At 63.8% G+C, this 26,036-nt stretch carries 27 protein-coding genes; 15 read left to right on the plus strand and 12 right to left on the minus strand.

Annotation, left to right across the window (positions count from 1 at the left end; all coding sequences use genetic code 11):
• Positions 1 to 53 precede the first annotated feature (53 nt).
• The gene (locus tag ASC75_RS19580) at positions 54 to 2,099 is read left to right on the plus strand and encodes an NADH:flavin oxidoreductase (protein ID WP_055978948.1); all 2,046 of its coding nucleotides are present in this window, start codon (positions 54 to 56) and stop codon (positions 2,097 to 2,099) included.
• On the opposite strand, the gene ASC75_RS19585 is transcribed toward ASC75_RS19580, so the two are convergent.
• A complete protein-coding gene (locus ASC75_RS19585) occupies positions 2,077 to 2,994 on the minus strand; it encodes a LysR family transcriptional regulator (protein WP_055978951.1) in 918 nt (305 codons plus the stop codon). The genes ASC75_RS19580 and ASC75_RS19585 overlap by 23 nt on opposite strands.
• 118 nt (positions 2,995 to 3,112) lie before the next feature.
• Between ASC75_RS19585 and ASC75_RS19590 the strand changes: the two genes are divergently transcribed.
• Both ASC75_RS19590 and ASC75_RS19595 read left to right on the plus strand, forming a co-directional pair.
• On the plus strand, positions 3,113 to 4,315 hold the full coding sequence (locus ASC75_RS19590) for an acyl-CoA dehydrogenase (protein ID WP_055978955.1): 1,203 nt from the start codon (positions 3,113 to 3,115) through the stop codon (positions 4,313 to 4,315).
• A gap of 260 nt (positions 4,316 to 4,575) precedes the next feature.
• Entirely contained in the window at positions 4,576 to 5,019 is a 444-nt protein-coding gene (locus tag ASC75_RS19595) for a hypothetical protein (protein ID WP_055978956.1), read from the plus strand.
• A 39-nt stretch (positions 5,020 to 5,058) separates the two neighbouring features.
• Here the strand turns inward: ASC75_RS19595 and ASC75_RS19600 are convergent, their stop codons facing one another.
• On the minus strand, positions 5,059 to 6,174 hold the full coding sequence (locus tag ASC75_RS19600; protein ID WP_055978960.1) for a mandelate racemase/muconate lactonizing enzyme family protein: 1,116 nt from the start codon (positions 6,172 to 6,174) through the stop codon (positions 5,059 to 5,061).
• A gap of 251 nt (positions 6,175 to 6,425) precedes the next feature.
• Between ASC75_RS19600 and ASC75_RS19605 the strand changes: the two genes are divergently transcribed.
• From ASC75_RS19605 to ASC75_RS19620, 4 genes are all read left to right on the plus strand, one after another.
• Complete coding sequence (locus ASC75_RS19605; protein ID WP_055979276.1) at positions 6,426 to 6,905, plus strand: cupin domain-containing protein; 480 nt, start codon at positions 6,426 to 6,428, stop codon at positions 6,903 to 6,905.
• 122 nt (positions 6,906 to 7,027) lie between these two features.
• Positions 7,028 to 8,215 carry a glycine C-acetyltransferase gene (locus ASC75_RS19610; protein ID WP_055978963.1) on the plus strand — a complete coding sequence of 396 codons (1,188 nt, stop codon included), beginning with the start codon at positions 7,028 to 7,030 and terminating at the stop codon, positions 8,213 to 8,215.
• Positions 8,216 to 8,269: 54 nt separating this feature from the next.
• Positions 8,270 to 9,304 (plus strand): L-threonine 3-dehydrogenase, encoded by a 1,035-nt coding sequence (gene tdh / locus ASC75_RS19615; protein WP_055978966.1) that lies wholly within the window; start codon positions 8,270 to 8,272, stop codon positions 9,302 to 9,304.
• A gap of 156 nt (positions 9,305 to 9,460) precedes the next feature.
• Positions 9,461 to 9,913 carry an HPP family protein gene (locus tag ASC75_RS19620; protein ID WP_244487881.1) on the plus strand — a complete coding sequence of 151 codons (453 nt, stop codon included), beginning with the start codon at positions 9,461 to 9,463 and terminating at the stop codon, positions 9,911 to 9,913.
• Positions 9,914 to 10,039: 126 nt separating this feature from the next.
• On the opposite strand, the gene ASC75_RS19625 is transcribed toward ASC75_RS19620, so the two are convergent.
• Positions 10,040 to 10,552 carry a tetratricopeptide repeat protein gene (locus tag ASC75_RS19625; protein WP_156381326.1) on the minus strand — a complete coding sequence of 171 codons (513 nt, stop codon included), beginning with the start codon at positions 10,550 to 10,552 and terminating at the stop codon, positions 10,040 to 10,042.
• 138 nt (positions 10,553 to 10,690) lie between these two features.
• Between ASC75_RS19625 and ASC75_RS19630 the strand changes: the two genes are divergently transcribed.
• Genes ASC75_RS19630 through ASC75_RS19640 form a run of 3 tightly spaced genes read left to right on the plus strand, consistent with a single transcriptional unit; the run spans position 10,691 to position 12,867 of the window.
• Positions 10,691 to 11,611 (plus strand): MBL fold metallo-hydrolase, encoded by a 921-nt coding sequence (locus tag ASC75_RS19630; RefSeq protein ID WP_055978974.1) that lies wholly within the window; start codon positions 10,691 to 10,693, stop codon positions 11,609 to 11,611.
• Positions 11,577 to 12,323: a fumarylacetoacetate hydrolase family protein gene (locus tag ASC75_RS19635; RefSeq protein WP_055978977.1), complete on the plus strand. Its 747-nt coding sequence runs from the start codon at positions 11,577 to 11,579 to the stop codon at positions 12,321 to 12,323. The genes ASC75_RS19630 and ASC75_RS19635 overlap by 35 nt, the downstream gene beginning before the upstream one ends.
• Positions 12,324 to 12,330: 7 nt before the next feature.
• Entirely contained in the window at positions 12,331 to 12,867 is a 537-nt protein-coding gene (locus ASC75_RS19640; RefSeq protein WP_055978980.1) for a DinB family protein, read from the plus strand.
• Here the strand turns inward: ASC75_RS19640 and ASC75_RS26495 are convergent.
• The 7 genes from ASC75_RS26495 to aztA all read right to left on the minus strand — a co-directional run bounded on the left by ASC75_RS26495 (position 12,864) and on the right by aztA (position 17,897).
• Positions 12,864 to 13,115, minus strand: coding sequence for a type II toxin-antitoxin system VapC family toxin (locus tag ASC75_RS26495; protein WP_082496671.1), 252 nt, complete (start codon positions 13,113 to 13,115; stop codon positions 12,864 to 12,866). The two genes, ASC75_RS19640 and ASC75_RS26495, sit on opposite strands and share 4 nt — an antisense overlap.
• Positions 13,069 to 13,299, minus strand: a complete 231-nt coding sequence (locus tag ASC75_RS19645) for a type II toxin-antitoxin system prevent-host-death family antitoxin (RefSeq protein ID WP_055978983.1) — start codon at positions 13,297 to 13,299, stop codon at positions 13,069 to 13,071. The genes ASC75_RS26495 and ASC75_RS19645 overlap by 47 nt, the downstream gene beginning before the upstream one ends.
• 67 nt (positions 13,300 to 13,366) lie before the next feature.
• Entirely contained in the window at positions 13,367 to 13,705 is a 339-nt protein-coding gene (locus ASC75_RS19650; protein WP_055978986.1) for a TIGR01244 family sulfur transferase, read from the minus strand.
• Positions 13,706 to 13,838: 133 nt separating this feature from the next.
• Positions 13,839 to 15,035, minus strand: a complete 1,197-nt coding sequence (aztD, locus tag ASC75_RS19655; protein ID WP_055978989.1) for a zinc metallochaperone AztD — start codon at positions 15,033 to 15,035, stop codon at positions 13,839 to 13,841.
• Positions 15,036 to 15,220: 185 nt separating this feature from the next.
• Positions 15,221 to 16,156, minus strand: a complete 936-nt coding sequence (aztC, locus tag ASC75_RS19660) for a zinc ABC transporter substrate-binding protein AztC (RefSeq protein ID WP_055978992.1) — start codon at positions 16,154 to 16,156, stop codon at positions 15,221 to 15,223.
• A gap of 38 nt (positions 16,157 to 16,194) precedes the next feature.
• On the minus strand, positions 16,195 to 17,061 hold the full coding sequence (aztB, locus tag ASC75_RS19665) for a zinc ABC transporter permease AztB (RefSeq protein WP_055978995.1): 867 nt from the start codon (positions 17,059 to 17,061) through the stop codon (positions 16,195 to 16,197).
• 2 nt (positions 17,062 to 17,063) lie between these two features.
• Positions 17,064 to 17,897: a zinc ABC transporter ATP-binding protein AztA gene (aztA, locus tag ASC75_RS19670; protein ID WP_055978998.1), complete on the minus strand. Its 834-nt coding sequence runs from the start codon at positions 17,895 to 17,897 to the stop codon at positions 17,064 to 17,066.
• 205 nt (positions 17,898 to 18,102) lie between these two features.
• On the opposite strand from aztA, the gene ASC75_RS19675 reads away from it, so the two are divergent.
• The gene (locus ASC75_RS19675; protein ID WP_055979001.1) at positions 18,103 to 18,447 is read left to right on the plus strand and encodes a RidA family protein; all 345 of its coding nucleotides are present in this window, start codon (positions 18,103 to 18,105) and stop codon (positions 18,445 to 18,447) included.
• 70 nt (positions 18,448 to 18,517) lie between these two features.
• On the opposite strand, the gene hutC is transcribed toward ASC75_RS19675, so the two are convergent.
• Both hutC and ASC75_RS19685 read right to left on the minus strand, forming a co-directional pair.
• Positions 18,518 to 19,276: a histidine utilization repressor gene (hutC, locus tag ASC75_RS19680; RefSeq protein ID WP_244487882.1), complete on the minus strand. Its 759-nt coding sequence runs from the start codon at positions 19,274 to 19,276 to the stop codon at positions 18,518 to 18,520.
• A 16-nt stretch (positions 19,277 to 19,292) separates the two neighbouring features.
• The gene (locus ASC75_RS19685; protein WP_156381327.1) at positions 19,293 to 20,645 is read right to left on the minus strand and encodes a formimidoylglutamate deiminase; all 1,353 of its coding nucleotides are present in this window, start codon (positions 20,643 to 20,645) and stop codon (positions 19,293 to 19,295) included.
• Between the two features lie 98 nt (positions 20,646 to 20,743).
• Here ASC75_RS19685 and hutI point away from each other — a divergent pair, with 98 nt between their 5' ends.
• The 4 genes from hutI to hutU are packed head-to-tail and all read left to right on the plus strand — an operon-like array spanning position 20,744 to position 26,026.
• Complete coding sequence (hutI, locus tag ASC75_RS19690; RefSeq protein WP_055979284.1) at positions 20,744 to 21,973, plus strand: imidazolonepropionase; 1,230 nt, start codon at positions 20,744 to 20,746, stop codon at positions 21,971 to 21,973.
• Positions 21,970 to 23,514 carry a histidine ammonia-lyase gene (gene hutH, locus ASC75_RS19695; protein ID WP_055979007.1) on the plus strand — a complete coding sequence of 515 codons (1,545 nt, stop codon included), beginning with the start codon at positions 21,970 to 21,972 and terminating at the stop codon, positions 23,512 to 23,514. Before hutI ends, hutH begins: the two co-directional genes overlap by 4 nt.
• On the plus strand, positions 23,511 to 24,338 hold the full coding sequence (gene hutG, locus ASC75_RS19700; protein ID WP_055979010.1) for an N-formylglutamate deformylase: 828 nt from the start codon (positions 23,511 to 23,513) through the stop codon (positions 24,336 to 24,338). The genes hutH and hutG overlap by 4 nt, the downstream gene beginning before the upstream one ends.
• Positions 24,339 to 24,349: 11 nt before the next feature.
• A complete protein-coding gene (gene hutU / locus ASC75_RS19705) occupies positions 24,350 to 26,026 on the plus strand; it encodes a urocanate hydratase (protein ID WP_055979013.1) in 1,677 nt (558 codons plus the stop codon).
• Positions 26,027 to 26,036: the final 10 nt, after the last annotated feature.

Here is a 26,036-nt window from a genome sequence, read left to right on the forward strand (position 1 = left end):
CCAAGGCCAGATTTTCGGTGGCGCTTATTAGCGCCTGATAATGCAGGAAGGCAATGACCAGCAACGACCCGCTTCTCCAGCCTTACCGGCTCAAGCATCTGACACTGAAGAACCGTGTCATGTCGACGAGCCACGAGCCGGCATATTCCGAGGACGGCATGCCGAAGGAGCGCTACCGGCTCTACCATGCCGAGAAGGCCAGGGGCGGCATGGCGCTGACCATGACGGCGGGCTCGGCCATCGTCTCGCGCGACAGCCCGGCCGCTTTCGGCAACCTGCACGCCTATGACGACGCCATCGTGTCGTGGATGGCCGAACTGGCCGATGCCTGCCATGAGCATGACTGCAAGGTCATGATCCAGCTCACGCACCTTGGCCGGCGCACAGCCTGGAACAAGGCCGACTGGCTGCCGGTGCTCAGCGCATCTCCGGTGCGCGAGGCAGCCCACCGCACCTTCCCCAAGACAGCCGAGGACTGGGACCTCGACCGCATCGTCGCCGACTATGCCTCGGCCGCCCAGCGCATGCAGGCGGCAGGCCTCGACGGCATCGAGTTCGAGGCCTACGGCCACCTGCTCGATGGCTTCTGGTCGCCTGCCACCAACCATCGCGACGACGACTATGGCGGCTCGCTCGACAACCGCCTGCGCTTCACATGGCGGGTGATCGATGCCGTGCGCGCTGCCGTCGGCCCTGGTTTCGTCGTCGGCATCCGCATGGTCGCCGACGAGGACATGGACAAGGGGCTGTCGCGAGAGGAGGGCGTCGAGATCGCCCGTCGCCTTGCGGCGTCAGGAAAATTCGACTTCCTCAACATCATCCGCGGTCATATCGACACCGACGCGGCGCTGACCGGCGTGATCCCCATCCACGGCATGCCGTCGGCACCGCATCTCGATTTTGCCGGCGAGGTCAGGGCGGCGACCAAATTCCCCGTCTTTCATGCCGCGCGCATCTCGGATGTCGCCACCGCCCGCCATGCCATCGCGGCCGGCAAGCTCGACATGGTCGGCATGACGCGTGCCCACATCGCTGACCCGCATATCACCAGGAAGGTGATGTCAGGCGAAGAACACCGCATTCGCCCCTGCGTCGGCGCGACCTACTGCCTCGACCGCATCTACGAGGGCGGCGGCGCGCTCTGCATCCATAACGCCGCAACGGGGCGCGAGGCGACGATCCCGCATGATATTTCCCGCACCGATGGGCCGCTGCGCAAGGTCGTCGTGGTCGGCGCCGGTGCTGCCGGGCTGGAGGCGGCTCGCGTCATGGCCGAGCGCGGCCACAAGGTGATCGTGCTCGAGGCGTCGGGCCAGGCTGGGGGACAAATCAGGCTCGCCGCCCAGAACCCGCGCCGGCGCGAACTGATCGGCATCGTCGATTGGCGGCTTGCCGAGCTGGAGCGCCTTGGCGTCGAGATCCGTTACGACATTTGGGCCGGCGTGGACGATGTGCTGGCGCTCGCGCCCGACGCCGTGGTGATCGCCACCGGCGGCCTGCCGCAGAACCCGCCACTCGATGCGGGCGACGATCTGGTGGCGTCGAGCTGGGACATCATCGCCGGCAGCGTCAAGCCAGCGGAGAACGTGCTGCTCTACGACGACAATGGCGGCCACCAGGGCATGACCGCCGCCGAACTCATCGGCAAGGCCGGGGCAAAGCTCGAACTGCTGACGCCGGAGCGCTTCTTCGCCCCAGAGATTGGCGGCATGAACCACGTACCTTACATGGAGGCGTTCCACCGCAATGGCGTGAAGATCACCATCAACACGCGGCTCAAGTCGGTCCGGCGCGACGGCAACCAACTGATAGCTGCACTGGCCTCCGATTTCGCCAAGGGCTGGAGTGAGGAGCGCCGTGTCGACCAGATCGTTGTCGAGCATGGCACCCTGCCGCTCGACGACCTCTATCTCGAGCTGAAGCCACAGTCGAAGAACTTGGGCGCCATCGACTATGAGCGTCTCGTTCATGGCGGCGACATCTTCACGGACAAGAACCCGGATGGCCGTTTCTTGCTCTTGCGCATCGGCGATGCCGTGCAGGCGCGCAATATCCATGCCGCCATCTATGACGGCATCAGGTTCGGGCTAAGGATCTGACGGGCTGGTCCGCCGCCTCGGCCGTCAGCCAGCGGACGAATTCACGCAGGCCCGGCCGGCCCTCGCCGCCGGGGCGGAAGGCGAGCCGGTAGGGCGCTTCGCCGACGATGCGGTTCGGCGACGCCATGATGAGCCGGCCCGAGGCGAGCTCGCGCTCGGCCAGCACCTCTGGCACCAGCGCCACGCCTAGGCCGGCGACCGCCGCCTCGACCACCATCGAGAACTGTTCAAAGCGGTGCCCGCGCAGCGTGGTGCGCGGGTCGATGCCGGCTGCCTGGAACCATTTCAGCCACAGTGTCGGCCGCGTCGACTGCTGCAGCAGCGGCAGCGCGGCAAGCTCGGCGTCGTCGAGGGCGGCGCGTCCGTCGAGCAGGGAAGGCGAGGCGACGACCACAAGCTGCTCGTCGAACAGCCTGACGATGCCCGCTTGCCCCGGTTCCGCCGGGCCGCGCTGGATCGCAGCATCGAAGGCTTCGGCTTCGAAGTCGACCGTTTCCAGCCGCACCGCAAGGTCAATGGCGACATGCGGATGGGCGGCATGGAAGCCGGCGAGCCTGGGGATCAGCCAGCGATCGGCCAGCGTTGGTAGCACCGCTATGCTCAGCACGTCGGACTGGCCGCCGAAGGCCATGGTCCGCACCGCTGCTTCATGCAGGCTGTCGAGGATCGCCTCAGCGTCGCGGGCAAAGCGGCGGCCGGCATCCGACAGCGCCAGACGCTGCCGGATACGGTGGAACAGAGCCACGCCCAGCCGGTCCTCCAATTGGCCGATCGACCGGCTGACCGAGCTCTGCGTCAGGCCGAGCTGATCGGCCGCGCGAATTGTCGTGCCGAGGCTGGCGCAGGCGCGGAATGCCTCAAGCTCTGCAATCGTCGGGACATAGCTGCGGCGCATTGGTTGGCCTGTCGTCGAGTTGATCGAATTTGCGCATAAACTATGCGAGATTACTTGTTAGCGAAAAGTGCCAAGGCGGTCTAGGATGAGCGAAAATCACCTATTCTCCGGAGGAACCATGAGCGCATCCACACCGGCCGGCGGCGGCAGCTTTGTCTGGGCCGACCCGTTCCTGATCGAAGACCAGTTGAGCGAAGACGAGCGCATGATGCGCGATGCGGCAGCAAGCTTTGCCGCCGACAAGCTCGCGCCGCGCGTCGAGGAAGCCTATCTCGACGAGAAGACCGATCCGGCGATCTTCCGCGAAATGGGCGAGGCAGGCCTGCTCGGCGTGACCGTTCCCGAGGAATATGGCGGCCTGGGCGCCGGCTACGTCACCTACGGCCTTGTCGCCCGCGAGGTCGAACGCGTCGATTCGGGCTACCGCTCAATGATGTCGGTGCAGTCGTCGCTGGTGATGTATCCGATCTATGCCTACGGCTCCGAGGAGCAGCGCAAGAAGTACCTGCCCAAGCTCGCTTCTGGTGAGTGGATCGGTTGCTTCGGCCTGACCGAGCCGGACGCGGGTTCCGATCCGGGCGGCATGAAGACCCGCGCCGAGAAGACGGCCAACGGCTACAAGATCAGCGGCTCGAAGATGTGGATTTCGAACGCGCCGATCGCCGACGTCTTCGTCGTCTGGGCAAAGTCCGCTGCCCATGACAACCAGATCCGCGGCTTCGTGCTGGAAAAGGGCATGAGGGGCCTGTCGGCGCCGAAGATCGGCGGCAAGCTGTCGCTGCGCGCTTCGATAACCGGCGAGATCGTCATGGAGGGCGTCGAAGTCGGCGAAGACGCGCTGCTGCCGAACGTTTCAGGCCTCAAGGGTCCCTTCGGCTGCCTCAACCGCGCCCGCTACGGCATCTCCTGGGGTGTCATGGGTGCCGCTGAGGATTGCTGGCACCGTGCCCGCCAGTACGGCCTCGACCGCAAGCAGTTCAACAAGCCGCTGGCCGGCATGCAACTCTACCAGAAGAAACTGGCCGACATGCAGACCGAGATTGCTCTTGGTCTCCAGGGCTCGTTGCGCGTCGGCCGTCTGATGGACGAGCACAAGTTCGCGCCCGAGATGATCAGCCTCGTCAAGCGCAACAATTGCGGCAAGGCGCTGGACATCGCGCGTGTCGCCCGCGATATGCATGGCGGCAACGGCATCCAGATCGGCTACCACGTCATGCGCCATGCGCAGAACCTGGAGACGGTCAACACCTACGAAGGCACGCACGACGTGCATGCGCTGATCCTGGGCCGCGCCCAGACAGGCCTGCAGGCTTTCTTCTGAGCCTTCGATCGGCATGCTGAAGGTCATGGCGGCCGCATGGACACTCCATGCGGCCGTTTTGTTGGCCACAGGCCGGGATGGGTGCGCGTTAAGTTCGCTTTCTGGTTTAGGTGGTGCGATTTAAATTCGACCATAGCGCGAATTGTTTCATAATCATGAAACACGCCGTTGGCTTCTCGACGTCAGGCGGATACATGGCGTCGATAATTCCCTGAGGCGTCCGGCAGTATTTCGTTGGACTGTCAGAGGGGATATCGTTGATGAACGCCAAGACGACATTCGAAAATGCCGGTCAGATCCTGTGGTTCGGCGACAACCTCATGACCATCCGCGTAGCAGCGAGCATCGAAAACGATCACACCAGCATTATCGAATGCCGCATGCCCGCAGGGGGCGTATCGCCGCTGCAGGTGACCTTGAGTGGCGATGGGCTTATCCACATTCTCGACGGCATGATGCGGTTTCAGGTTGGCGACAGGATTTTTCTCGCCCATGTCGGGCAGACGGTCGTGGCACCCAATCGGCTTCCGCATGATTTCGAGATCGTGTCCGCCGACGGCGCGACCTGCCTGATTGTCACCGAAGGTGACGAGTTTGAGCAATTGGTCCGCCAGATGAGCCGTTCGGATCCCTCAGTCGCCGGGGTTTTTTCCGACGATCGCGCGAGCAGTTCCATCGAGGCCGTCGGCGCCCCGCTACCATAGCGCCGGCGCTCGGCAGGGGCGCATCCGTCCAGCCATCATTCAGGCATGGCAGTTGAAGATCGGCTCGCCAAAGATGGCCGGGTCGATGTCGAGGCCAAGCCCTGGGCCGGTCGGCATGCTCATCATGCCATCCAAGATGGTAAAACTTCCGCGCGCGTTAGACACCGTCACCCAGTTGTGGAAGTCGACGGTGTGCTGCCTGAGATGTTCCGGTGTCGACGACATCAGGCCGGAATAGGCCGCCGTGTCGATCTGGGCACCGCCCGTATCCTCGATGGTAACCTTGAGGTTCCTGGCGATCGCGATGTCGCGCAGCAGCTTTGCCTTGCTCAGGCCGCCGACCCGCGCCAGCTTGATCGTGATGCCGTCGACCAGTCCGTCCGAAATGGCCCGGATCAGCACGTCGACGCCGTCGATCGTTTCGTCAAGCACCAGTGGCCGGTCGGTGGCGCGGCGGATGGCGAGGTTTTCCTCATAGCTCGCACAGGGCTGCTCCAGCGTGTAGTCGAGATTTCGCGTCGCCATCAGGAAGCGGCGGGTTTCGGCCGTGCCCCAACTGGCGTTGGCGTCGCAGAACAGGACCGTGTCGGCCGGAACGCTTGCTCGTACGGCCTCGAGCCGGGCGATGTCCTCGTTGACGTCGAGCCCGACCTTCACCTGCAGGCGGCGGTAGCCCTCGGCGATGTATTTCGTCGCCCGTGCCGCCATGGCGTCTGGCGCCTGTTGGGCGATGGAGCGATAGAGCGCCAGCGCCGATCCCTCCGCGCCGCCGCTCATCGCCGCAACCGAAAGCCCCGAGCGTTTGCCTGACAGATCCCACAGCGCCATGTCGAGCGCCGACTTGGCATAGGGGTGGCCCTTGAGCAGCAGGTTCATGCGCCGGTTGAGGGCCTCGGTGCCGGATGCATCGCAGCCGAGCAGTTGCGGCGCCAGTTCCTGCATAGCCTTGCGTGCACCGGCGGCAAAGGCCGGGTCGTAGAAGCTGCCCAGCGGCGCCATCTCGCCATAGCCCGCAACGCCGTCGCGGCTGGTGATTTCGACGATGGTCGAATCGAAGCCTTCGGCGCTGCGCCCGCCCGAGCAGCGATAGGTACCGTCGCGAAACGGCTGCCATTGGCGGAAGATGCGGATGCTCGAAATCGTCGCGTCGCTCATGCTGTCCCCGGGCGCAGGCTTGATGTGCACCAAGGATAGCGTGGCCGATACCCGGCAGCGATAAGGGAAGCGGCGCTTGCAGGCGTCGTATTCGTGACAACTGCTCTCGATTCCTGGTTCGTACGAGGCGCGAAGTGTTTCAGATTGCGGATACAGCTTTCGGTTTTGCTGAATTCGAACGGATACGCTCACCCCTTAGAGCAAGGCCATCGCGGCGCCCGGCGCTGCGCTTGTTCGAAAAGGAAAACACAGTGACCATTCATGCAAAGACCGAGAATGATGGCGAACTGCTGTGGTTCAACGGCAGTCTTGCGACCATCCGGGTTTCGGGTCAGGCGGGCGCCGACACCATCAGCGTCATCGAGCACCTGATGCCGTACGGCTCGTCGCCGCCGCTCCATATTCACCGCAACGAGGACGAGGTCTTCCACATTCTCGAGGGCGTGGTGCGCTTTAATGTCGGTGGCAAGGACCTTTACGGCCGCGCCGGCCAGACCATGCTGGCGCCGAAGGGCATTCCGCACAGCTATCGCGTCGAATCCGCCGAGGGCGCCCGCTGCCTGACCATCACGACGCGCGGCGATTTCGAGCGCATGGTGCGCGAAGTCAGCATTCCGGCCCCGAGGGCGGAGATCCCGCCGCAGGAAGCACCGACAGCTGAAGTCATCGCCATGCTGACCGAGGCTTGCGCCCGCAACGGCATCGACATCATCGGCGCGCCGCTGAACTGACCTGACTGGGTGGCGGGGCGGATGGCGTCCATTCGTCCCGCCGTCGCTTTTGTGATGGATTTTGACCCGGGCAGGGACGACACTCGACCAGATGCACTCGAATTTGAGGCGGCAAGCTGGCCATGAGCAAAGCGTTTTTGTCCCATCTGTCCTCCGAGTTGGAGGGACTGAAATCGGCCGGGCTCTACAAGTCCGAGCGCGTCATCACCTCGACGCAGAGCGCCGAGATCGAGGTCGGCGGCGAAAGGGTGCTGAATTTCTGCGCCAACAACTATCTCGGCCTTGCCGACAGCCACGAGTTGCGCGACGCCGCCAAGAAAGCCCTCGACCGCTACGGCTATGGCATGGCCTCGGTGCGCTTCATCTGCGGCACGCAGGAAGAGCACAAGGAACTGGAAACGAAGCTGTCGGCATTCCTCGGAATGGAGGACACGATCCTCTATTCCTCCTGCTTCGACGCCAATGCCGGCCTGTTCGAAACGCTGCTGGGCGAAGAGGACGCGATCATTTCCGATGCCCTCAACCACGCCTCGATCATCGATGGCGTGCGCCTGTCGAAGGCCAGGCGCTTTCGCTACGCCAACAACGACATGGCGGCGCTTGAGGAGGAATTGAGGAAGGCCGAGGGCAGCCGCTTCAAGCTGATCGCCACCGACGGGGTGTTCTCGATGGACGGCATCATCGCCAATCTTGGGGGCGTCTGCGACCTGGCCGAAAAATATGGGGCGATGGTGATGGTCGACGACAGCCATGCCGTGGGCTTCGTCGGCAAGCACGGTCGCGGCACGCCGGAGCATTGCGGCGTCGAGGGCAGGGTCGACGTCATCACCGGGACGCTGGGCAAGGCGCTTGGCGGCGCTTCCGGCGGCTACACCTCGGCCAAGCGCGAGACGGTCGATTGGCTGCGGCAGCGTTCCAGGCCTTATCTGTTCTCCAACACGCTGGCCCCGTCGATAGCCGGTGCCTCGATCAAGGTGCTCGACATGATCGCCTCGGGCGGAGCCTTGCGCGAAAAGCTCTATGCCAATGCCGCCCGGTTTCGCTCGGGCATGCGCAAGCTCGGCTTCACGCTCGCCGGCGCCGACCATCCGATCATTCCTGTCATGCTGGGAGACGCCTCGCTCGCCCAGGAAATGGCGGCGCAGATGCTCAAGCGTGGCATCTACGTCATCGGCTTCTCGTTCCCGGTCGTGCCAAAGGGGCAGGCGCGCATCCGCACGCAGATGTCGGCGGCGCATTCTGCTGCCGATATTGACCGAGCGGTGGCCGCTTTCGGCGACGTCGGGCGAGAATTGGGCGTCGTTTCTTAAGCCACCGGCAGCGCCAAAAGCGATTCTGGGTCAAGGGATTCGCAGGAGAAGACAATGTCGAACATGATGCGCGCTCTGGTGAAGGCCAAGGCCGAACCGGGCATCTGGATGGAAGAGGTACCAGTGCCCGAGATCGGCCCCAACGACGTGCTGATCAAGGTCAGGAAGTCGGCGATCTGCGGCACCGACGTCCACATCTACAATTGGGACCAGTGGGCGCAGAAGACGGTGCCGGTGCCCATGGTGACGGGGCATGAGTTCGTCGGCACTGTTGCCGATTTCGGCGCCGGCGTGAAGGACTACAAGGTTGGCCAGCGAGTATCGGGCGAGGGTCACATCGTCTGCGGCCACTGTCGCAACTGCCGCGCCGGGCGGGGGCACCTCTGCCGCAACACGCTGGGCGTCGGTGTCAACCGCCCCGGCTCCTTCGCTGAATATGTCGCCATCCCCCAGCACAACGTCGTGCCGATCCCCGACGACGTGTCCGACGAGATCGCCGCGATCTTCGACCCGCTCGGCAATGCCGTGCACACGGCCCTGTCCTTCGATCTGGTCGGCGAGGATGTGCTGGTCACCGGTGCCGGGCCGATCGGCATCATGGGGGCTCTGGTCGCCCAGTGCGTCGGCGCCAGGAAGGTCGTCATCACCGACATCAACCCTGTCCGTCTGGCGCTGGCGAAAAAGCTCGGCGTCCATCACGTGGTCGATGCGTCGAAGGAGAAACTGCGCGACGTGATGCGCGACGAGGGCATGACCGAAGGTTTCGATATCGGGCTTGAGATGTCGGGTTCAGCGGTCGCCTTCCGCGACATGATCGACACCATGAACAATGGCGGCAAGATTGCCATCCTCGGCATCGCCCCGACCGGCTTCGAGATCGACTGGAACAAGGTCATCTTCAAGATGCTGCATCTCAAGGGCATCTACGGCCGTGAGATGTTCGAGACCTGGTACAAGATGATCGCGCTGGTGCAAGGGCCGCTCGACGTGACGGGCCTCATCACGCACCGCATCGGCATCGACGACTACCAGGCCGGTTTTGACGCCATGCGCAGCGGCAATTCCGGCAAAGTGGTGATGGATTGGTGACGCAAGGAAAGTTTTTTCACTGTAAGGTGAAATTTTCGAATAAAGCCCCGTTGTCAGCCGAAGCCGCTGTTGCTATCGAAGCGGGCCCTTCGGCTGGAAACGACGATGCGCAGTCACATACGCACCCTTACTGCTCGGCATGAGCCGAAAGGACAGATGATCTCGCACGTCAAGTCGGGATCGGGCGCGATCGTCGGCCTGGCCGCCGTCGGTGGCCTTGCCTCAGTCACCGGCCTGCCGATGCTCATCGCGCCGCTGGGCGCGACCGCGGTCCTGCTGTTCGGCCAGCCGGCCAGCCCTCTGGCCCAGCCGATCAACATTTTCGCCGGCTACTTCATCGCGACGATGATCGGGGTGGCGGCTGCTATGGCGTTTCCCGGAATGTGGGAGGTCTCGGCGGTCGCGGTCGGTGTCTCGATCGCGCTGATGCTGATGTTCCGCGTTACCCATCCGCCAGCAGGTGCGATTCCGCTTGTGGCGACAGCCACGCCTTTTCAGGGCAGCACGCTGTTCGTCGTCGTGCTGCTGAGCTGCATCAGCCTGCTTGTGCTGGCGCTCGTCCATCACTGGATCCCGCCTCGCGTCCAGTATCCGCGCCGCGTCGACTGACGTTTTTGGCTCTGCGCGTGCGGCAACGAAGCAGTTCAGGTCAATTCGCGTTGCCTTTCAGATTGATGCTCTGCTTGGTGTGAAATTCTTCCAGCTCCTTGTCGCCGAGCTTTCTGGCCGCAAACGCTATGCCGCTATGTGTAGCTTCGAGGTTGGATTGATGACTAGCGATCTTTTGAAATAGGTAAGGGCACGTTCCGGTTGGTCATGTTCCTCCAGAATGCGTCCGTGATCCGTCAGCAGTTCTGCAACGTTGGGCAACCGATTCTCGGCTTCTGCGAACCAACGCTCAACTACCGCCAGATCATCGCCGCGCAAATGTGTTGTGAGGGCAAAACCCCAATAGAGCGCGCCGTTGTCGGGATCTAGCAGCCAGGCTTGATTGAAGCGCCGGATAGCCTGCTCGTAATCATTGGCGTTGAATGGCTCCCAACCTCTCTTGATCGCGTGCTGTGCTCCCCTGTCCAGCCGGTTGCCTGTCGCTTGCCGTATGCCTTCTACGAATTTCTTATCCACTTCCAGAAGGCGGGCATCTTTGTGCTGCCCTTCCCACAAAGGCATTTCCTTTGCCAGCACAGCGTACTGGCAGCAGAGCAACAGCCCGAGTGAGATGCATACTGTCCAGAGTTTTGATGCCAACGAAGGCCTTGCGACCATTGACGTAAACCCTTCGTATGTTCCCATAGCCAGACTGACATGATGTTATCGCTGCGAAAACGCGCCTGCAATCATTAGTCTTAACCTGGCAGCGACCTTGCAATCAGCACGGGATTTTGGATGAGCAAATATCGTATCGTTCTGCTTGGCACGAAGGGTGGCCCGGCGATCCGCCCCGGTGGCCCTTGGCCGACATCCACGCTGGTTGAGCTCGGCGGGCGTACAATCGTCGTGGATTGCGGGCTCGGCGTGACGCGCGGAGTGACCGATGCCGGTCTCAGCCTCAAGGCGCTCGACCTGATTTTCATCACCCATCTCCATTCCGACCACGTGCTCGAGCTGGGCGCCTTGCTCCACACCGCCTGGACGGCCGGGCTTGCGACGCCGGTCAAGGTTTTCGGTCCTGCCGGCTTGAATCGATACTGGCAGGGTTTCGTGCAAGCGCTTGAATTCGACATCGAAATCCGGATCATCGACGAAGGCCGACCAGATCTGCGCGAGATGGTCGAGGTCGTGGAGTTCGGCGAGGGTGAGGTGCTGCGCGACGGCGATCTGTCGGTCACAGCCCTGCGCGTCGACCACCCGCCTGTCACCGAGTGCTTCGCCCTGCGCTTCGAACACCAGGGCACGGCAATCGTCTTTTCCGCCGACACCGCCTTTTTCCCGCCCTTGGCGGATTTCGCGCGCGGCGCCGACATCCTGCTGCACGAGGCGATGCTGGAAGAAGGCGTCGAGCGGCTGGTGGCGCGCACCGGCAACGGCGCGCGGTTGCGCGAGCATCTGATGGCAAGCCACAGCCTTGCCGGCGAGGCGGGCACGATCGCGGCGCGTGCCGGCGTCGGCCGCCTGGTGCTCAATCACCTCATTCCCGCCGACGATCCCGAGATAGGCGAGGCCGACTGGGTCGAGGCTGTCAGGAAAACATGGAATGGTCCCTTGACGATCGGCCGCGACGGGCTTGTTGTGGTGGTCGAGGGCGATGACGCCCGCAATCGGGAGGACCTGCATGAAACTGGCGACGCTGAAGAACGGTTCGCGTGACGGGAAACTGGTCATCGTCTCGCGCGACCTGACGCGATACACCGATGCATCCTTCCTGGCGCCGAACTTGCAGGCGGCGCTGGACGACTGGCGTCGGATTTTCCCGCACCTCACAGCATTGGCGGATTCGCTGGAAATCGGTTCGGTGCCTTCGTCGCGCTTCCATGAGCATGACGCCCATTCGCCCCTGCCACGCGCCTACCAGCGCCTCGGCGGCGGCGATGCCTTTGTCGGCCCGCGCGATCCGATCGAACTGGCCGGCAAGACGCGCGATGCCAAGATAGAGGCGGCCGTTGCCGTGATCGTCGCAGACGTTGCGATGGGCGCGACGGCCGACGCCGCCAAGGACGCCATTGCCCTTGTTGTGCTCTCGGCCGACACGGACCTCGATGCCGGCCACAGCGGAACGTCGGCTCTGTCGCCTGTCGCGGTGACGCCCGACGAACTGGGCGATGCCTGGGACGGTGCGGTGCACCTGCCGCTGCAGGCGGGCACGCGAAGCATTGCCTCGGTCGGCTGGACCAGCTTTCCGAAGCTGATTGCCGATGCGGCGTCGACCAGACCGCTGGGCACCGGCGCCATCGTCAGGGGCGCGGTCGAGGCGCTGTCGGTTTCGCTCGGCGACACGCTGCGGGTCGAGATGAAGGACAAGTCCGGCCACTCGATCTTCGGTGCGATCGAACGCCAGGTTGGCAGGTTCGAGCCGGCCTGAGGCCGCCATGGACATGACGAGCCATTTTTGCCGCATGGCGCGGAACAATTTGTGGTCCAACGACCGCATCTACCGCGCCGTGACGGCCCTGCAGCCTGGTGAGTTCGCGGCCACGCGCACCAGCTTCTTTCCCTCGCTCCAGGAAACGCTGAACCACATCCTCGAGGTCGACCTCTATTATCTCGACATGATCGAGGAGACGGGAGAGGGACGCAGGATATTCGATCGCTTCGTCGTGTTCGAGGATGCCGTGGCTCTGGCGGAGGCGCAGTTGGTGTTCGATCGCAGGCTGGTGGCCGTCTGTGACCGGCTGGCTGAAGCCGATCTCGACCGGCGAGTCCTTTCCGACAGAGGCGAAGCCGGGCAGATACCGGAACGCATCGGCGACCTGCTGGCGCATCTGTTCATCCACCAGATCCACCACCGCGGGCAGGTACATGCGATGCTGTCCGGTACGTCGGTCGCACCGCCGCAACTCGACGAGTTCTTCCTGGACTACGATTTGCAGTTCCGCGTTGGGGAGGTCGAAGGGCTGGGCCTTTAGGCGAGCGCTACATCGTAGCGCGCAAACATCGGATCAGCGGTCAGGATGACGAGGTTCTCGACTTGTGCCTGAGCGATCAGCAGCCGGTCGAATGGGTCGCGATGATGGTCGGCAAGATGCTCGACGCGCGACGCGTGGTGCTCATTGATCGATAGTATCGGAGTTCCGCGTTCATTGAGTCCAGAAGGAATTTCGGGTCGCTCACTTGGCGTATTCGTCCCATTCAGGGCCGAGTTCGTCAAATTCATCGGCGATCCAGACCTTGCCTTTCATCGCGCCAATGATGCTCTGGCGCGATGACGCGACTTCTACGGGAGCAGCAATCGTGGCCACAGCCTTGCCGTCGCGTGTAACAACGATCTCCTCGCCGGCTTCCACCCGTTCGATAAGTTCGGAAAACTTGGCCTTGGCTTCTGCAACCGAAATGTTCATGGCGCGATCCCTGTGATAATTTAGGTCACAATCGCCTGTCCTGCAAACCGGCCGGCCGCTTTCTCAGTCAGCCCTTGCTTTGCTGGATCGCCATGTAGAGGTTGGTGCAGCGCGTGCCGGAGCGGCAATAGGCGAAGACCGGGCCATCCATCTCGTCGAGCGCATCGGCCATGTCGGCAACGTTGTCGCCGGTCATCTGGCCGCTGATGACGGGGATGTAGCGGAAAGCGAGGCCGGCGGCCTCGACCGCCGCCTTGACGCTGTCCGCGGAAGGCTGGCCGGGCTGCTCGTCGTCGGGCCTGTTGCAGATGACGCTCTTGAAGCCAGCGGCCTTGATGGCGGCAACTTCGTCCGGCGTGATCTGGCCGGAAACCGAGTATTCGTCGGTGATCTGGCGAAATTCCATGTTCGTCCTCGCAGGGTTCGTGGCCGCATGCGCGGCTGGTCGAAGCCAGTCTTGCCACTCTCGGCGCGTCGGGGCAACCGTCTGGAGGTAGCAGAGCAGGCGGGGAGCCGGTTCAGGCCGGCTCCCCGTCATGTCAGTGGGTTTCGCCGGAGCCGCCGACGGCAACGAGATTGAACGGCCTGCCTTCGACTGCAATGTCGGTTGTCTGTTCAAACGTCTCGGCGTCTATGGTGTGCAGCAGGCCCTTCAGCGGGTTCGAGACGACGATGCGGTCGCCGGCAACGGCGATGCGCGGGCGCGGATCGCTCCAGTGGCCGTCCATGCTGTAGGGCTCGGTCAGCTTGAGCGAGCCATCCAACTTGGCGGCCACCACGTCGATACGGTGCAGGCTGCCATCCTCTGTGAAGACATAGGCGAATTTTGCCCGCACCGGATCGACGGCGAAATGCACGCGGCGTGTCGGCAGTTCGAGCAGCCTGAAGGCGTCTTCGGACTTCGGGTCGATCAGTACGACGGCGCTGGGGCCATAGTTGCCGAGAAAATACTGCAGGCCACGGCCGCCCACCAGCGTGGTCGACTTGCCTTCGGGAAGGCCGGCGTAAGGCAGCAGGTCGATTGCCGGGGCACCTTTGCCAGCCGACATGACGAGCAGGCCCTTGGCACAGGCAACGGCGATCAGATTGCCCGACGACGCCTCGCCATGCAGGTCCGGGCATTCGTGCAGATCGCCGACAGATGCTCCGGAGCGGTCGACCACGCGAATGCCGACGGGCAGTTCATCGGGCTTTTCAGCGTTTGGCTCCGACACCAGCACGTGGTCGCCCAGCGCGATGGCCACGCCGTGATGCGGCGCGTCGGTAGCCACTTCGCGAATGGCCGGTTTGCCCTCGAGGATGTCTGCCTCCCTTGTAACCCGCGCCTTTCCTTCGCCATCGAAGAACAAGGCGATGTCGCCATCATGGTCGACGAAATGCGATGGTTTCTTGCCCTCGAAGCTGATGTCGAGAAGCTTTGGCGCCTCGACGTCGATGTCGCCGTGATCGCCATGGTCGCCGAAGGAAATGCCGCTCGAAAGCGCCGAGATCACATCTCCCTTGCCCTGCACGGCAAAGACGGTACGGCCGCTGTCGCTGCGGTAGAGGCTGGTTGGCGCCTTGATGGTGAAAGTGTCGATCTTATGACCCGTCTCCATGTCGATGGCGTGGACGATCGGTTGGGCGTGATCGGAAACGAACAGCCGCCATGCCGATTTTTCCTCGGCATGGGCTGGTGTAATCGGAGAGGCGGCGAAAATAGCCAAGGCCGATGCGGCCGAAAGCAGGGACTTCATAGGTAGCTCCATATGTTATTACGTAACAAATCAAACCGGGCGGCACGACAGAGTCCCGCCTTTGTCGGGCAGGGTACGCCGAGGCTGTTGGGCCGGCATCTGCCGGCCTCGATTGCTTGAATCAGTTTCGCCGGACGTCGCGCCAAGTCATTGAAGGCGCTGGATTGTCGGGCGCGTGAGGGTCGTCAGATTCCCGATATGGCTGCTTTGATAGTGCCGATGTTGGCTTTCATCATGTCGATGTAGGTGGTCGCCGGGCCGCCGGCCTTGGACAGCGCATCGGAGTAGAGCGTGCCGCCGACCTTGACGCCGGTTTCCGAAGAAATCTGCTCGATCAGTCGCGGATTGGTGATGTTTTCGAGAAAGATCGCCGACGCCTTGTCGCCCCGTACCTGCATGATCAGTGCAGCGACGTCGGCGGCGGAGGCTTCGGCCTCGGTCGAGATGCCTTCCGGCGCCAGGAAGGTCAGGCCATAGGCGTTCTCGAAATAGCCGAAGGCATCATGCGAGGTGATGACCGTGCGCTTGTCCTCGGGGATGCCTGCCACCGTCGTCTTGATCTCTTCATCGGCTGCGTCGAGTTTGGCGGTGTAGGCAAGCGCGTTGGCCTTGTAGATGTCGCAGTTGGTGACGTCGGCAGCGCAAAATGCGTCGGCGATGTTCCTCACATAGATCCTGGCGTTGGCGACCGACTGGAAGGCATGCGGATCGAGGTCGCCATGGTTGTGATGGTCGCTGTCCGCCTCGGCAGCGTGCTCGTGTTCTTCCTTCATCTTGATCGGCTCGACGCCCTTGGTCAGTTCGACCACCGAAGCCTTGGTGGCGCTGGCTTCGACGAGGCGTTGCAGGAAGCCTTCGAACTGCAGGCCGTTGACCAGCACGACATCGGCCTTGGACATGCTGACCGCGTCGGCCGGCGAGGGCTCGTAGACATGGGCGTCGCCATCCGGGCCGACCAGCGTGGTCAGTTCGATGCGGTCACCGCCGACATTTGTGGCAAAGTCGCCAATGATCGAGAAACTCGCCACGACTTTCAGCGGCTCGGCCGAAGCCGAAGCGGTCCATGCGGAAGTTAATGTTATAACGCTCAAAGCGGAGGCGAAAGCAATCTTCCTGAGCATGAAGTTCTCCTGTCTTGAGGATCGGAATTTCGAAGGGTTCAGGCGGTGCGGTGGCGGTGGCGGCGCAGCTTGGTGTTGAAGACGCCGCGCGTGCCGAACAGGATGGACGCCAGATAGATCGCACCGGCGGAAAGGATGATCGCCGGGCCCGAGGGCAGGGAGGCATGGTAGGACACCAGCAGCCCGGCGACGCAGGAGACCGAGCCAAAGCCGAAGGCCAGCGCGCACATCGGTTCGACCCGCGCCGTCCAGAAGCGGGCGGCTGCGGCCGGCAGCATCATCAGGCCTACGGAAAGCAGTGTTCCAAGCGCCTGGAAGCCGCCGACGAGATTGAGCACGACAAGGCCGAGGAAGATGAAATGGACCGGCGTGCCCAGCCGGCTGACCGAGCGCAGGAACAACGGGTCGAGACACTCGGCGACCAGCGCGCGCCAGAAGATCGCCAGCGTAAAAAGCGTGATGCCCGAGATCAAGGCGATCAGCGTCAGCGCATCGTCGTTGAGCGCCAGCACCGTACCGAACAGCACATGCATCAGGTCGACGCTCGAGCCGCGCAGCGACACGATCAGCACGCCGAGCGCCAGTGAAATCAGGTAGAAGGCGGCCATCGAGGCGTCTTCGCGCTGGACGGTGAAGCGCGACACCGCGCCGGCACCGAGCGCCACGATGACGCCGGCAATCAGCCCGCCGATGGTCATTGGCACGATCTGCAAACCGTAGAGCAGGAAGCCGGCGGCAGCGCCTGGCAGGATGGCATGCGCCATGGCGTCGCCGGTCAGGCTCATGCGCCTCAGCATCAGGAACACGCCGACAGGGCAGGCACCAAGCGCCAGCATCAGCGAGCCGGCAAGCGCACGCTGCATGAAGCCGAACTCGACGAACGGAGCGATCAGGAAATCATACATCGTCAAGCTGCCCGCGGGCCAGATTCATGATCGGGATGGCCGTGGACCTCGCCGTGCTCATGATGGTGGTGGTCGTCATGGCCATGCGCGTGGGCATGGCCGGGTTCCGGCTCGCACCATGGTGCATCGTCGTGCCAGGCTTCGTCGAAACGCCGGGCCCTCAGGAGGTTTTCCGGCCGCAGCGTCTCGATCGTTTCGCCCCATGCGATCGGCTGGCGGGCGAGCAGCAGGGTGTCGGGAAAATGTGCACGCACCAGTTCGAGATCGTGGGCGACCACCATTACCGTGCGGTTTTCGCCGTGCCAGCGCTTGATCAGCCTGATCAGGTCGCCGACCGTCTTGGCGTCGACCGCGTTGAACGGCTCGTCGAGCAGGATGATGTCGGCGTCCTGGACCAGCACGCGGGCAAACAGCGCGCGCTGCAGCTGTCCGCCAGACAGCGTGTCGATCGGCCGTTTCTCGAAGCCTTCCAGCCCGACCGCCATCAAGGCGTGGCCGACGGCTTCGCGATCTTCCTTGGTATAGCGGCCGAGCAGGCCGCGCCTCGGCCACAGGCCGAGCGACACGAGATCGACGACGCGAGAAGGAAAGCTGCGGTCGAGCTCCGATTGCTGTGGCAGATAGGCGATGCGTTTGCCGGGAGCGAGCGTGCAACTGCCGGCCATCGGCTTCAACACGCCGACGATGCCTTTCATCAGCGTGGACTTGCCCGAGCCATTGGCGCCGACGACCGCCGTCAGCGAACCGGTCCTGATTGAGCCGTTCAGGTGATGGACCGCCGGATGGCTGTTGTAGCCCAGCGTCAGGTCCTTGAATGTCAGGCAGGCGTCGGTCATCGATCTGTCCACAGGCAACCGCTCGTTCGAGCCCTGGATATGTGATGTTATTACATTAGTCAACGACGCGCTGCGACAAAGCAGTGCATTTTCCCTGCAGCACCGCGGCGAACCGTGCTGGCCCACGGAATTTGACTATTGCGGCCTTGCGTCCAAGGGCCAGCAAAATCTAAGAAGGCGCCACCTGTAACGGAAGGAGACCACCATGAGCGTTCGTCGTATCGATGTCGGCCCTCGCATGAGCCAGATCGTCATCCACAACAACACCGTTTACCTGGCAGGCCAGGTCGGTGCCCCGGGCGAAAGTGTTGCCGCGCAGACCAAGGCCATCTTGGCCGAGATCGACGCGCTGCTGGCCAAGGCCGGCACCGACAAGACCAAGATACTCCAGGCGATCATCTGGCTCGACGACATGTCGACCTTCGCCGAAATGAACTCGGTGTGGGATGGCTGGGTGCCGCAGGGCAACACGCCGGCGCGCGCCACCGGCGAAGCCAAGCTGGCCGGCCCGGAATACAAGGTCGAGATCATCGTCACGGCTGCTGCCTGACGATTTCTTTCGGCTTCGAGCCCAAAGAAACGCCGCGCGTCCCCGGGATGCGCGGCGTTTTTGCTTTTTTCTAGCTGTCGGACGGCGTGAAGCGCGCGACCACCGCATGGGCATTCGCTGGATAGATGAAGCGCACATGCGTGACGGGACGCTCGGCGCTCCAGGTCCGCCTTTCGATGACCAGGCAGGGCGCTCCGGCGGACAGGCCGAGATCCGCTGCTGTCTCGGCATCGGCGGCAGCTGCCCGGATGACGTGTTCGGCGGCACTCCACGGCACTTGTCCGATCAGCCACGGGCCGGGTGCTGTTTCGATGAATTCCTCGTCGGCGGCCTCAGGCACCGCGGCGAGGTTGATTAGCCGGTCTTCGACGCAAAATGGCCGCGCGCCGGCATGGTGGCGGCATTTCAATGCCAGCAACTGGCCCGACACGCTCGATCCCAGCCTGTCGCGGTCGCCGGCGCCGGCGCGTCGCTTGATCTGCGACATCAACTCGTAGCGATAGGGCAGGCCAAGCGCTTCGACCTCGATGCGGATGTCGTGAATCTCGAGCACGGCTGCCTGCGACTGCGGCCGGCGGACGAAACTGCCAGAGCGCCGACGCCGCTCGATCAGCCCGGCCTTGGCGAGCTGCGACAGCGCCTTGTTCACCGTCATGCGCGAACAGCCATATTCCTCGGTCAGTTCGTGTTCGAAGGGAATGCGATAGCCGGGTTCCCATTCGCCCGAAACGATGCGGTCCCGGATGTCGTTGAGGATGCGCTGGTAGAGCGACGTCGCGGCATCGCCGCTCTCCGGCGTTTCAACAAGGTCCGCTATCGAATCAGGCACCAGGAGTCCCCCGCCTTTACGCCGCCGTCAGTTGCATCATCACGCTCCGGAACCGCGCCGCAATAGCATCTCGGCGGAAATGTTGGCCATCCGATACGACTTTGCGCCCATAGACCCAGGCACAATCGACCTTGCCGCCGCGCGCGAAGATCCAGGCGTCGAGAATGGCGTCTCCTGATTTTCCCGCCAGCGTCGGGTGGGTGGCGTCGAGCGAGATGAAATCCGCAGGCGCACCCGCCGCGATGGCAGCGTATCTGGCGCCGAGCGCCTGCGATCCGCCTGCGAGGGCGGCGTCGAACAGCGCGCGCCCTGTCGATTGGCCCGATGTCGCAAGCACATTGCGGGCGCGATGCGCCAGCCGTTGCGAATATTCGAGCATGCGCAGCTCGCCGCCGACGCCGATCTCGACATTCGAATCCGAGCCGACGCCGTACCTGCCGCCATGTTCGACGAACAGCGGCGCCGAAAAGACGCCGTCGCCGAGATTGGCCTCGGTGATCGGACACAGTCCGGCGACCGCTCCCGACCGGGCCATGGCGATCGTCTCGGCCTCGGTCATGTGCGTGGCGTGGATCAGGCACCAGCGTTTGTCGACGTCGGCATTACGCAGTAGCCACTCGACCGGCCGGTTGCCCGACCAGGCGACGCAATCTTCGACTTCCTTCACCTGTTCGGCGATGTGGATGTGGATCGGCCCGGTGGTCATGGCGGTGACGACCGGCAATTCGTCCGGGGTCGCTGCGCGCAGGCTGTGCGGCGCAAGACCGAGCACCGCGCCATCGACGTCGGCGACTGCCTCGCCACACTTCTCAAAAAGCTTCGCGAAGCGATTCGTATCGTTGATGAATCGCCGTTGGCCGTCATTGGTCGGCGTACCGCCGAACCCGGAATGCGCGTAGAACACCGGCAGTAGGGTGAGCCCGATGCCGGTGTCGACCGAGGCTGCCGCGATGCGCTCGGCCATCTCGGCGATGTTGGCGTAGGGGCTGCCGTCGCGGTCGTGGTGGAGATAGTGGAACTCGCCGACCCTGCTGAAGCCGGCCTCCAACATCTCGACATAAAGCTGTGCGGCGACCGCCTCGACCTGGTCCGGCGTCATCGACAGCGCGAACTTGTACATCACCTCGCGCCAGGACCAGAAACTGTCGGAGGAGGGACCGCGGATTTCGGCAAGGCCGGCCATGCCACGTTGGAAGGCGTGGCTGTGCAGGTTCGGCATGCCAGGCAGCACGATGGCATGGCGCTCGTCGCTTGGGGTGGCCACGGCTCCGGTTTCCACTTGTTCGATGCGTCCGTCGGCCAGCGTCAGCCGCACGTTTCGTTGCCAGCCATCGGCCAGAAGCGCCTGTTCCGCAAAGATCGTTGCCACCATAATCTCCTCACCGCTGTCGCAAACCCCACGATAGCACTTGCATCGCGCTTAGATATGTATATACATAATTGAAAGTGGAGGAAACGAAAAAGATCATGGTTGGCGCTCAATCGACAGGATCGGCAAGGGTTTGGCGCAATGCGCGACTGGCGACGCTGGCCGAGGGCACGTCAGGTCTTGGCGTTGTCGAGGCCGGCGCGGTCGCGGCGCGCGACGGCCGCATCGTCTATGCCGGTCCTGAAGCCGACATGCCTGCCGGCCTGCTGTCCGGTGCCGAAGTTGTCGATTGCCAGGGGCGCTGGATCACGCCGGGCCTGATCGACTGCCACACCCACCTGGTTCACGCGGGAAATCGCGCCAACGAGTTCGAGATGCGCCTCGCCGGCGCCACCTATGAAGAGGTGGCGCGGGCAGGGGGCGGCATTGTCTCGTCGGTCAAGTCGCTGCGCGCGGCGAGCGAAGCCGAGCTGGTGGCCCAGACCTTGCCGCGTCTTGATGTGCTGATCGCCGAAGGTGTGACGACGGTCGAGGTCAAGTCGGGCTACGGCCTCGACCTCGACAACGAAGCCAAGTCGCTGCGCGCCGCGAGGCAGCTGGCCGGGGTGCGGCCAGTGACGGTGCGCACGACATTCCTCGGGGCCCATGCCCTGCCGCAGGAAGCCAATGGCGACAAGGATGCCTATATCGACCTCGTTGCCGGTCCGATGCTGGCCAGGATCGCCGATGAAGGCCTGGCCGACGCCGTCGATGGCTTCTGCGAGGGCATCGCCTTCTCGCCCAATCAGATTGCGCGTGTCTTCGATGCGGCCACGGCACGCGGCCTGCCGGTCAAGCTCCATGCCGACCAACTGTCCAATCTTGGCGGCGCGGCACTCGCCGCGCGCTACGGCGGGCTGTCGGCCGACCATCTCGAGTACACGGACGAGGCCGGCGCGATTGCCATGGCAAAGGCCGGAACGGTCGCCGTCATCCTGCCCGGTGCCTACTATTTCATCCGCGAGACCAAGAAGCCGCCGGTCGACCTGTTCCGCAAGCATGGCGTCCGCATGGCCGTCGCCACCGACAATAACCCCGGCACCTCGCCGCTGACCTCGCTGCTTCTGGCCATGAACATGGCGGCTACCCTGTTTGCCATGACGGTCGACGAATGCATCGCCGGCGCCACCCGCGAAGCCGCGCATGCGCTCGGCCTTCAGGCCGAGACCGGCACACTCGAAGCCGGCAAATGGGCCGACCTTGCCATCTGGGACATCGAAAGCCCGGCCGAACTTGTCTATCGCATGGGGTTCAACCCGCTCCATGCCCGTATCTGGAGAGGTAAATGACTACGCTCGTTCTGAAGCCCGGCAACGCAACGCTGGCCGATTGGCGCGCCATCTATCGTGGCGCCGTGCCCGAACTCGACCCGACCTGCCGCCCCAGGATCAGGGCCAGCGCCGAAACGGTGGCCAGGATCGTCGCCAAGGGCGAGCCGGTCTACGGCATCAACACCGGCTTCGGTAAGTTGGCCAGCGTTCGCATCCCGGCGGATGACCTTGAAACCCTGCAGCGCAACATCGTGCTCTCCCATGCCGCGGGCGTCGGCGAGGCCATGCCGGTGGCGGTGACGCGCCTCATGATGGCGCTCAAGCTGGCAAGCCTGGCGCAGGGTGCCTCCGGCGTACGCGAGCAGACCATCGACCTGCTGCAGGCGATGCTGGCCAAGGGTGTCATCCCGGTCGTGCCGGCGCAGGGCTCGGTCGGCGCCTCGGGCGATCTGGCGCCGCTGTCGCACATGACCGCGACGATGATCGGCGTCGGCGATTGCCACACCCCGCATGGCATCGTGCCCTCCAAGGTTGCCTTCGTCACCCACGAACTCGAGCCGATCACCCTTGGCGCCAAGGAAGGGCTTGCGCTGCTCAACGGCACCCAGTTCTCGACAGCCTATGCCCTTGCGGCGCTGTTCGACGCCGAAGTCCTGTACAAGTCGGCACTGGTCACCGGCGCGCTGTCGACCGACGCCGCCAAGGGCTCCGACGCCCCGTTCGACCCGCGTATCCATCTGCTGCGCAAGCACCGCGGCCAGATCGAGACGGCAGAGGCGCTGCGTAACCTGATGGCCGGCAGCGCCATCCGCGAAAGCCACCGCGTCGGCGACGAACGTGTCCAGGACCCGTATTGCCTGCGCTGCCAGCCTCAGGTGATGGGCGCGGCCCTCGACGTGCTGCGCAAGGCCGCCGACACACTTGGCACCGAAGCCAATGGCGTCACCGACAATCCGCTGATCTTCACCGAAGACGACACGGCGCTTTCCGGCGGCAATTTCCACGCCGAACCGGTGGCCTTTGCCGCCGACATGATCGCGCTGGCCGTTTGCGAGATCGGCTCTCTGTCCGAGCGCCGCATCGCCATGCTGGTCGACCCGGCGCTCTCCGGCATGCCGGCATTCCTGACGCCCAAGCCGGGCCTGAACTCGGGCTTCATGATCCCGCAGGTCACTGCTGCAGCACTGGTTTCCGAGAACAAGCAGAAAGCCTACCCGGCATCCGTCGATTCCATCCCGACCTCAGCCAACCAGGAAGATCATGTCTCGATGGCTGCCCACGGCGCCCGCCGGCTGCTGTCGATGATCGAAAACGCCAATGGCGTGCTCGGCATCGAACTGCTGGCCGCTGCCCAGGGCTGCGATTTCCATGCCCCGCTGGCATCGAGCGAGGCGCTTGAAGCGGTGCGCAAGCTGGTCAGGGCGCAGGTGCCGCATCTCGACGATGACCGTCATTTCCATCCCGACATGGAAAAGGCCATCGCCATGATCCGCACCGGGGCGATCGTCGAAGCGCTTGGCAGCGTGGCCTTGCCGCAGATTTCAGGGGCTCAGGCATGAGCGATAGCTCCTGGCTGACGGTCAAGCGGGGCGATGCCCCGCTGCTCGTCAGTATCCCCCACACCGGTACCGATCTTGCTGGGCTCGACGGCAGCTTCGTCTCGCCCTGGCTTGCCCGGCGTGACACCGACTGGTGGATCGAGCAGCTTTACGACTTCGCCGACGAGCTGGGCGCGACGGTCGTTCGCACCACGGTTTCGCGCTCGATCATCGACGTCAACCGCGATCCCTCTGGAGTCTCGCTCTATCCCGGCCAGGCGACGACCGAGCTTTGCCCGACCACGACCTTCGACGGCGAGGCGTTGTATAAAGAAGGGCAGGCGCCCGACGACAACGAGGTTGCACGTCGCCGCGCAACCTATTTCGAGCCGTATCATGCCGCCCTCGAGAAGGAGGTCGCCCGCCTGCGGGCGCTGCATCCGCAGATCGTGCTCTATGACTGCCATTCGATCCGCTCGGTCATCCCGAGGCTATTTGAAGGCAAGCTGCCGCTGTTCAATCTTGGCACCAACTCCGGCACCAGCGCCGACCCTGCCTTGCAGGACCAGGTTGCCGCGCTGATGGCGGCGACGGGCCGACCCTCCGTCGTCAATGGCCGTTTCAAGGGTGGCTGGATCACCCGCCACCACGGTCGCCCGGAACATGGCGTCCACGCCCTGCAGATGGAGCTGTCCTGCCGCGGCTACATGCTGGAGCCGGAAGGCAAGGTCGCGCCTTCCAACTGGCCGAGCCGCTACGATCCCGCATTCGCCGCGCCGATGCGCGCGACGCTCACCAAGATTCTCGAAACCGCGCTCGCTTGGGCGGGCAGCCGACACTCCTAGGAGGCTTACGCATGACCCAACATTCCCGCATCGACAATGACCGCGTCATCCGCGCCGCCACCGGTACGGAGCTCACTGCCAAGAGCTGGCTCACCGAAGCGCCGCTGCGCATGCTGATGAACAATCTCGACCCGATGGTCGCCGAAAAGCCGAGCGAACTGGTCGTCTATGGCGGCATCGGCCGAGCCGCCCGCGACTGGCAGAGCTTCGACCGCATCGTCGCCGCCCTTCGCAAGCTCGAGGCCGACGAGACGCTGCTGATCCAGTCGGGCAAGCCGGTCGGCGTGTTCCGCACGCACAAGGATGCGCCGCGTGTCCTGCTTGCAAACTCCAACCTCGTGCCGCACTGGGCCAATTGGGATCATTTCAACGCCCTCGATAAGAAGGGCCTGATGATGTACGGCCAGATGACCGCCGGCTCGTGGATCTATATCGGCAGCCAGGGCATCGTTCAGGGCACTTACGAAACCTTCGTCGAGATGGGCCGCCAGCATTTCGGCGGCGATCTCGCCGGCCGCTGGATACTGACGGCAGGTCTCGGCGGCATGGGTGGCGCACAGCCTCTGGCCGCGACCATGGCCGGGGCTTCCTGCCTTGCCGTCGAATGCCAGCCGAGCCGCATCGAGATGCGTCTGAAGACTGGCTATGTCGACGTCCAGGCCAAGGATCTCGACGACGCGCTCGCCATCATCGACAAGGCCTGCAAGGAAAAGAAGGCGATTTCGGTCGCTCTCCTGGGCAACGCCGCCGACGTCTTCCCGGAACTCGTCAAGCGTGGCATCAAGCCCGATGCCGTGACCGACCAGACCTCGGCGCATGATCCCGTCAACGGCTACCTGCCGCAGGGCTGGACTGTGGCCGAGTGGGAAGACAAGCGTCAGCGCGATCCCAATGCGGTGGCGAAGGCTGCCCGCGCGTCGATGGCGGTCCACGTCAAGGCGATGCTCGATTTCCACAAGATGGGCATTCCGACCGTCGACTACGGCAACAACATCCGCCAGATGGCGCTGGAAGAGGGCGTGGAGAATGCGTTCGACTTCCCCGGCTTCGTGCCGGCCTACATCCGCCCGCTGTTCTGCCGCGGCATCGGTCCGTTCCGCTGGGCAGCGCTCTCGGGCGATCCGGAAGACATCTACAAGACCGACGCCAAGGTGAAGGAACTGACGCCTGGCAACACGCACCTGCACAACTGGCTCGACATGGCGGCCAAGCGCATTCACTTCCAGGGCCTGCCGGCGCGCATCTGCTGGGTCGGCCTCGGCGACCGCCACCGGCTTGGCCTCGCCTTCAACGAGATGGTCGCAAGGGGCGAGCTCAAGGCGCCCGTCGTCATCGGCCGTGACCATCTCGACTCGGGCTCCGTTGCCTCGCCGAACCGCGAGACCGAGGCGATGAAGGACGGATCGGACGCCGTGTCCGACTGGCCGCTGCTCAATGCGCTGCTCAACACCGCTTCCGGCGCCACCTGGGTGTCGCTGCACCATGGCGGCGGCGTCGGCATGGGCTTTTCGCAGCATTCCGGCGTTGTCATCTGTGCCGACGGTACCGAAGATGCGGCGCGCCGGCTGGAGCGCGTTTTGTGGAACGACCCGGCGACCGGCGTCATGCGCCATGCCGACGCCGGCTACGACATTGCCGTTGACTGCGCCAAGGACAAGGGCCTCAACCTGCCTGGAATCTTGGGCTAACGATCCTGGG

This window comes from Aminobacter sp. DSM 101952, assembly GCF_001424795.1.
GTDB lineage: Bacteria > Pseudomonadota > Alphaproteobacteria > Rhizobiales > Rhizobiaceae > Aminobacter > Aminobacter aganoensis.

Bases quoted from the DNA above. Each gene is read 5' to 3' on its own strand.
- ASC75_RS19675 (WP_055979001.1), top strand. From the start codon at position 18,103: ATGAGCGTTCGTCGTATCGATGTCGGCCCTCGCATGAGCCAGATCGTC.
- ASC75_RS19590 (WP_055978955.1), top strand. From the start codon at position 3,113: ATGAGCGCATCCACACCGGCCGGCGGCGGCAGCTTTGTCTGGGCCGAC.
- ASC75_RS19620 (WP_244487881.1), top strand. From the start codon at position 9,461: ATGATCTCGCACGTCAAGTCGGGATCGGGCGCGATCGTCGGCCTGGCC.
- ASC75_RS19595 (WP_055978956.1), top strand. From the start codon at position 4,576: ATGAACGCCAAGACGACATTCGAAAATGCCGGTCAGATCCTGTGGTTC.
- ASC75_RS19635 (WP_055978977.1), top strand. From the start codon at position 11,577: ATGAAACTGGCGACGCTGAAGAACGGTTCGCGTGACGGGAAACTGGTC.
- ASC75_RS19585 (WP_055978951.1), bottom strand. From the start codon at position 2,994: ATGCGCCGCAGCTATGTCCCGACGATTGCAGAGCTTGAGGCATTCCGC.
- aztB (WP_055978995.1), bottom strand. From the start codon at position 17,061: ATGTATGATTTCCTGATCGCTCCGTTCGTCGAGTTCGGCTTCATGCAG.
- ASC75_RS19600 (WP_055978960.1), bottom strand. From the start codon at position 6,174: ATGAGCGACGCGACGATTTCGAGCATCCGCATCTTCCGCCAATGGCAG.
- aztC (WP_055978992.1), bottom strand. From the start codon at position 16,156: ATGCTCAGGAAGATTGCTTTCGCCTCCGCTTTGAGCGTTATAACATTA.
- aztA (WP_055978998.1), bottom strand. From the start codon at position 17,897: ATGACCGACGCCTGCCTGACATTCAAGGACCTGACGCTGGGCTACAAC.
- ASC75_RS19580 (WP_055978948.1), top strand. From the start codon at position 54: ATGACCAGCAACGACCCGCTTCTCCAGCCTTACCGGCTCAAGCATCTG.
- hutI (WP_055979284.1), top strand. From the start codon at position 20,744: ATGGTTGGCGCTCAATCGACAGGATCGGCAAGGGTTTGGCGCAATGCG.
- ASC75_RS26495 (WP_082496671.1), bottom strand. From the start codon at position 13,115: ATGAATTTGACGAACTCGGCCCTGAATGGGACGAATACGCCAAGTGAG.
- tdh (WP_055978966.1), top strand. From the start codon at position 8,270: ATGTCGAACATGATGCGCGCTCTGGTGAAGGCCAAGGCCGAACCGGGC.
- ASC75_RS19610 (WP_055978963.1), top strand. From the start codon at position 7,028: ATGAGCAAAGCGTTTTTGTCCCATCTGTCCTCCGAGTTGGAGGGACTG.
- ASC75_RS19630 (WP_055978974.1), top strand. From the start codon at position 10,691: ATGAGCAAATATCGTATCGTTCTGCTTGGCACGAAGGGTGGCCCGGCG.
- hutG (WP_055979010.1), top strand. From the start codon at position 23,511: ATGAGCGATAGCTCCTGGCTGACGGTCAAGCGGGGCGATGCCCCGCTG.
- aztD (WP_055978989.1), bottom strand. From the start codon at position 15,035: ATGAAGTCCCTGCTTTCGGCCGCATCGGCCTTGGCTATTTTCGCCGCC.
- ASC75_RS19650 (WP_055978986.1), bottom strand. From the start codon at position 13,705: ATGGAATTTCGCCAGATCACCGACGAATACTCGGTTTCCGGCCAGATC.
- hutH (WP_055979007.1), top strand. From the start codon at position 21,970: ATGACTACGCTCGTTCTGAAGCCCGGCAACGCAACGCTGGCCGATTGG.
- hutU (WP_055979013.1), top strand. From the start codon at position 24,350: ATGACCCAACATTCCCGCATCGACAATGACCGCGTCATCCGCGCCGCC.
- ASC75_RS19640 (WP_055978980.1), top strand. From the start codon at position 12,331: ATGGACATGACGAGCCATTTTTGCCGCATGGCGCGGAACAATTTGTGG.
- ASC75_RS19645 (WP_055978983.1), bottom strand. From the start codon at position 13,299: ATGAACATTTCGGTTGCAGAAGCCAAGGCCAAGTTTTCCGAACTTATC.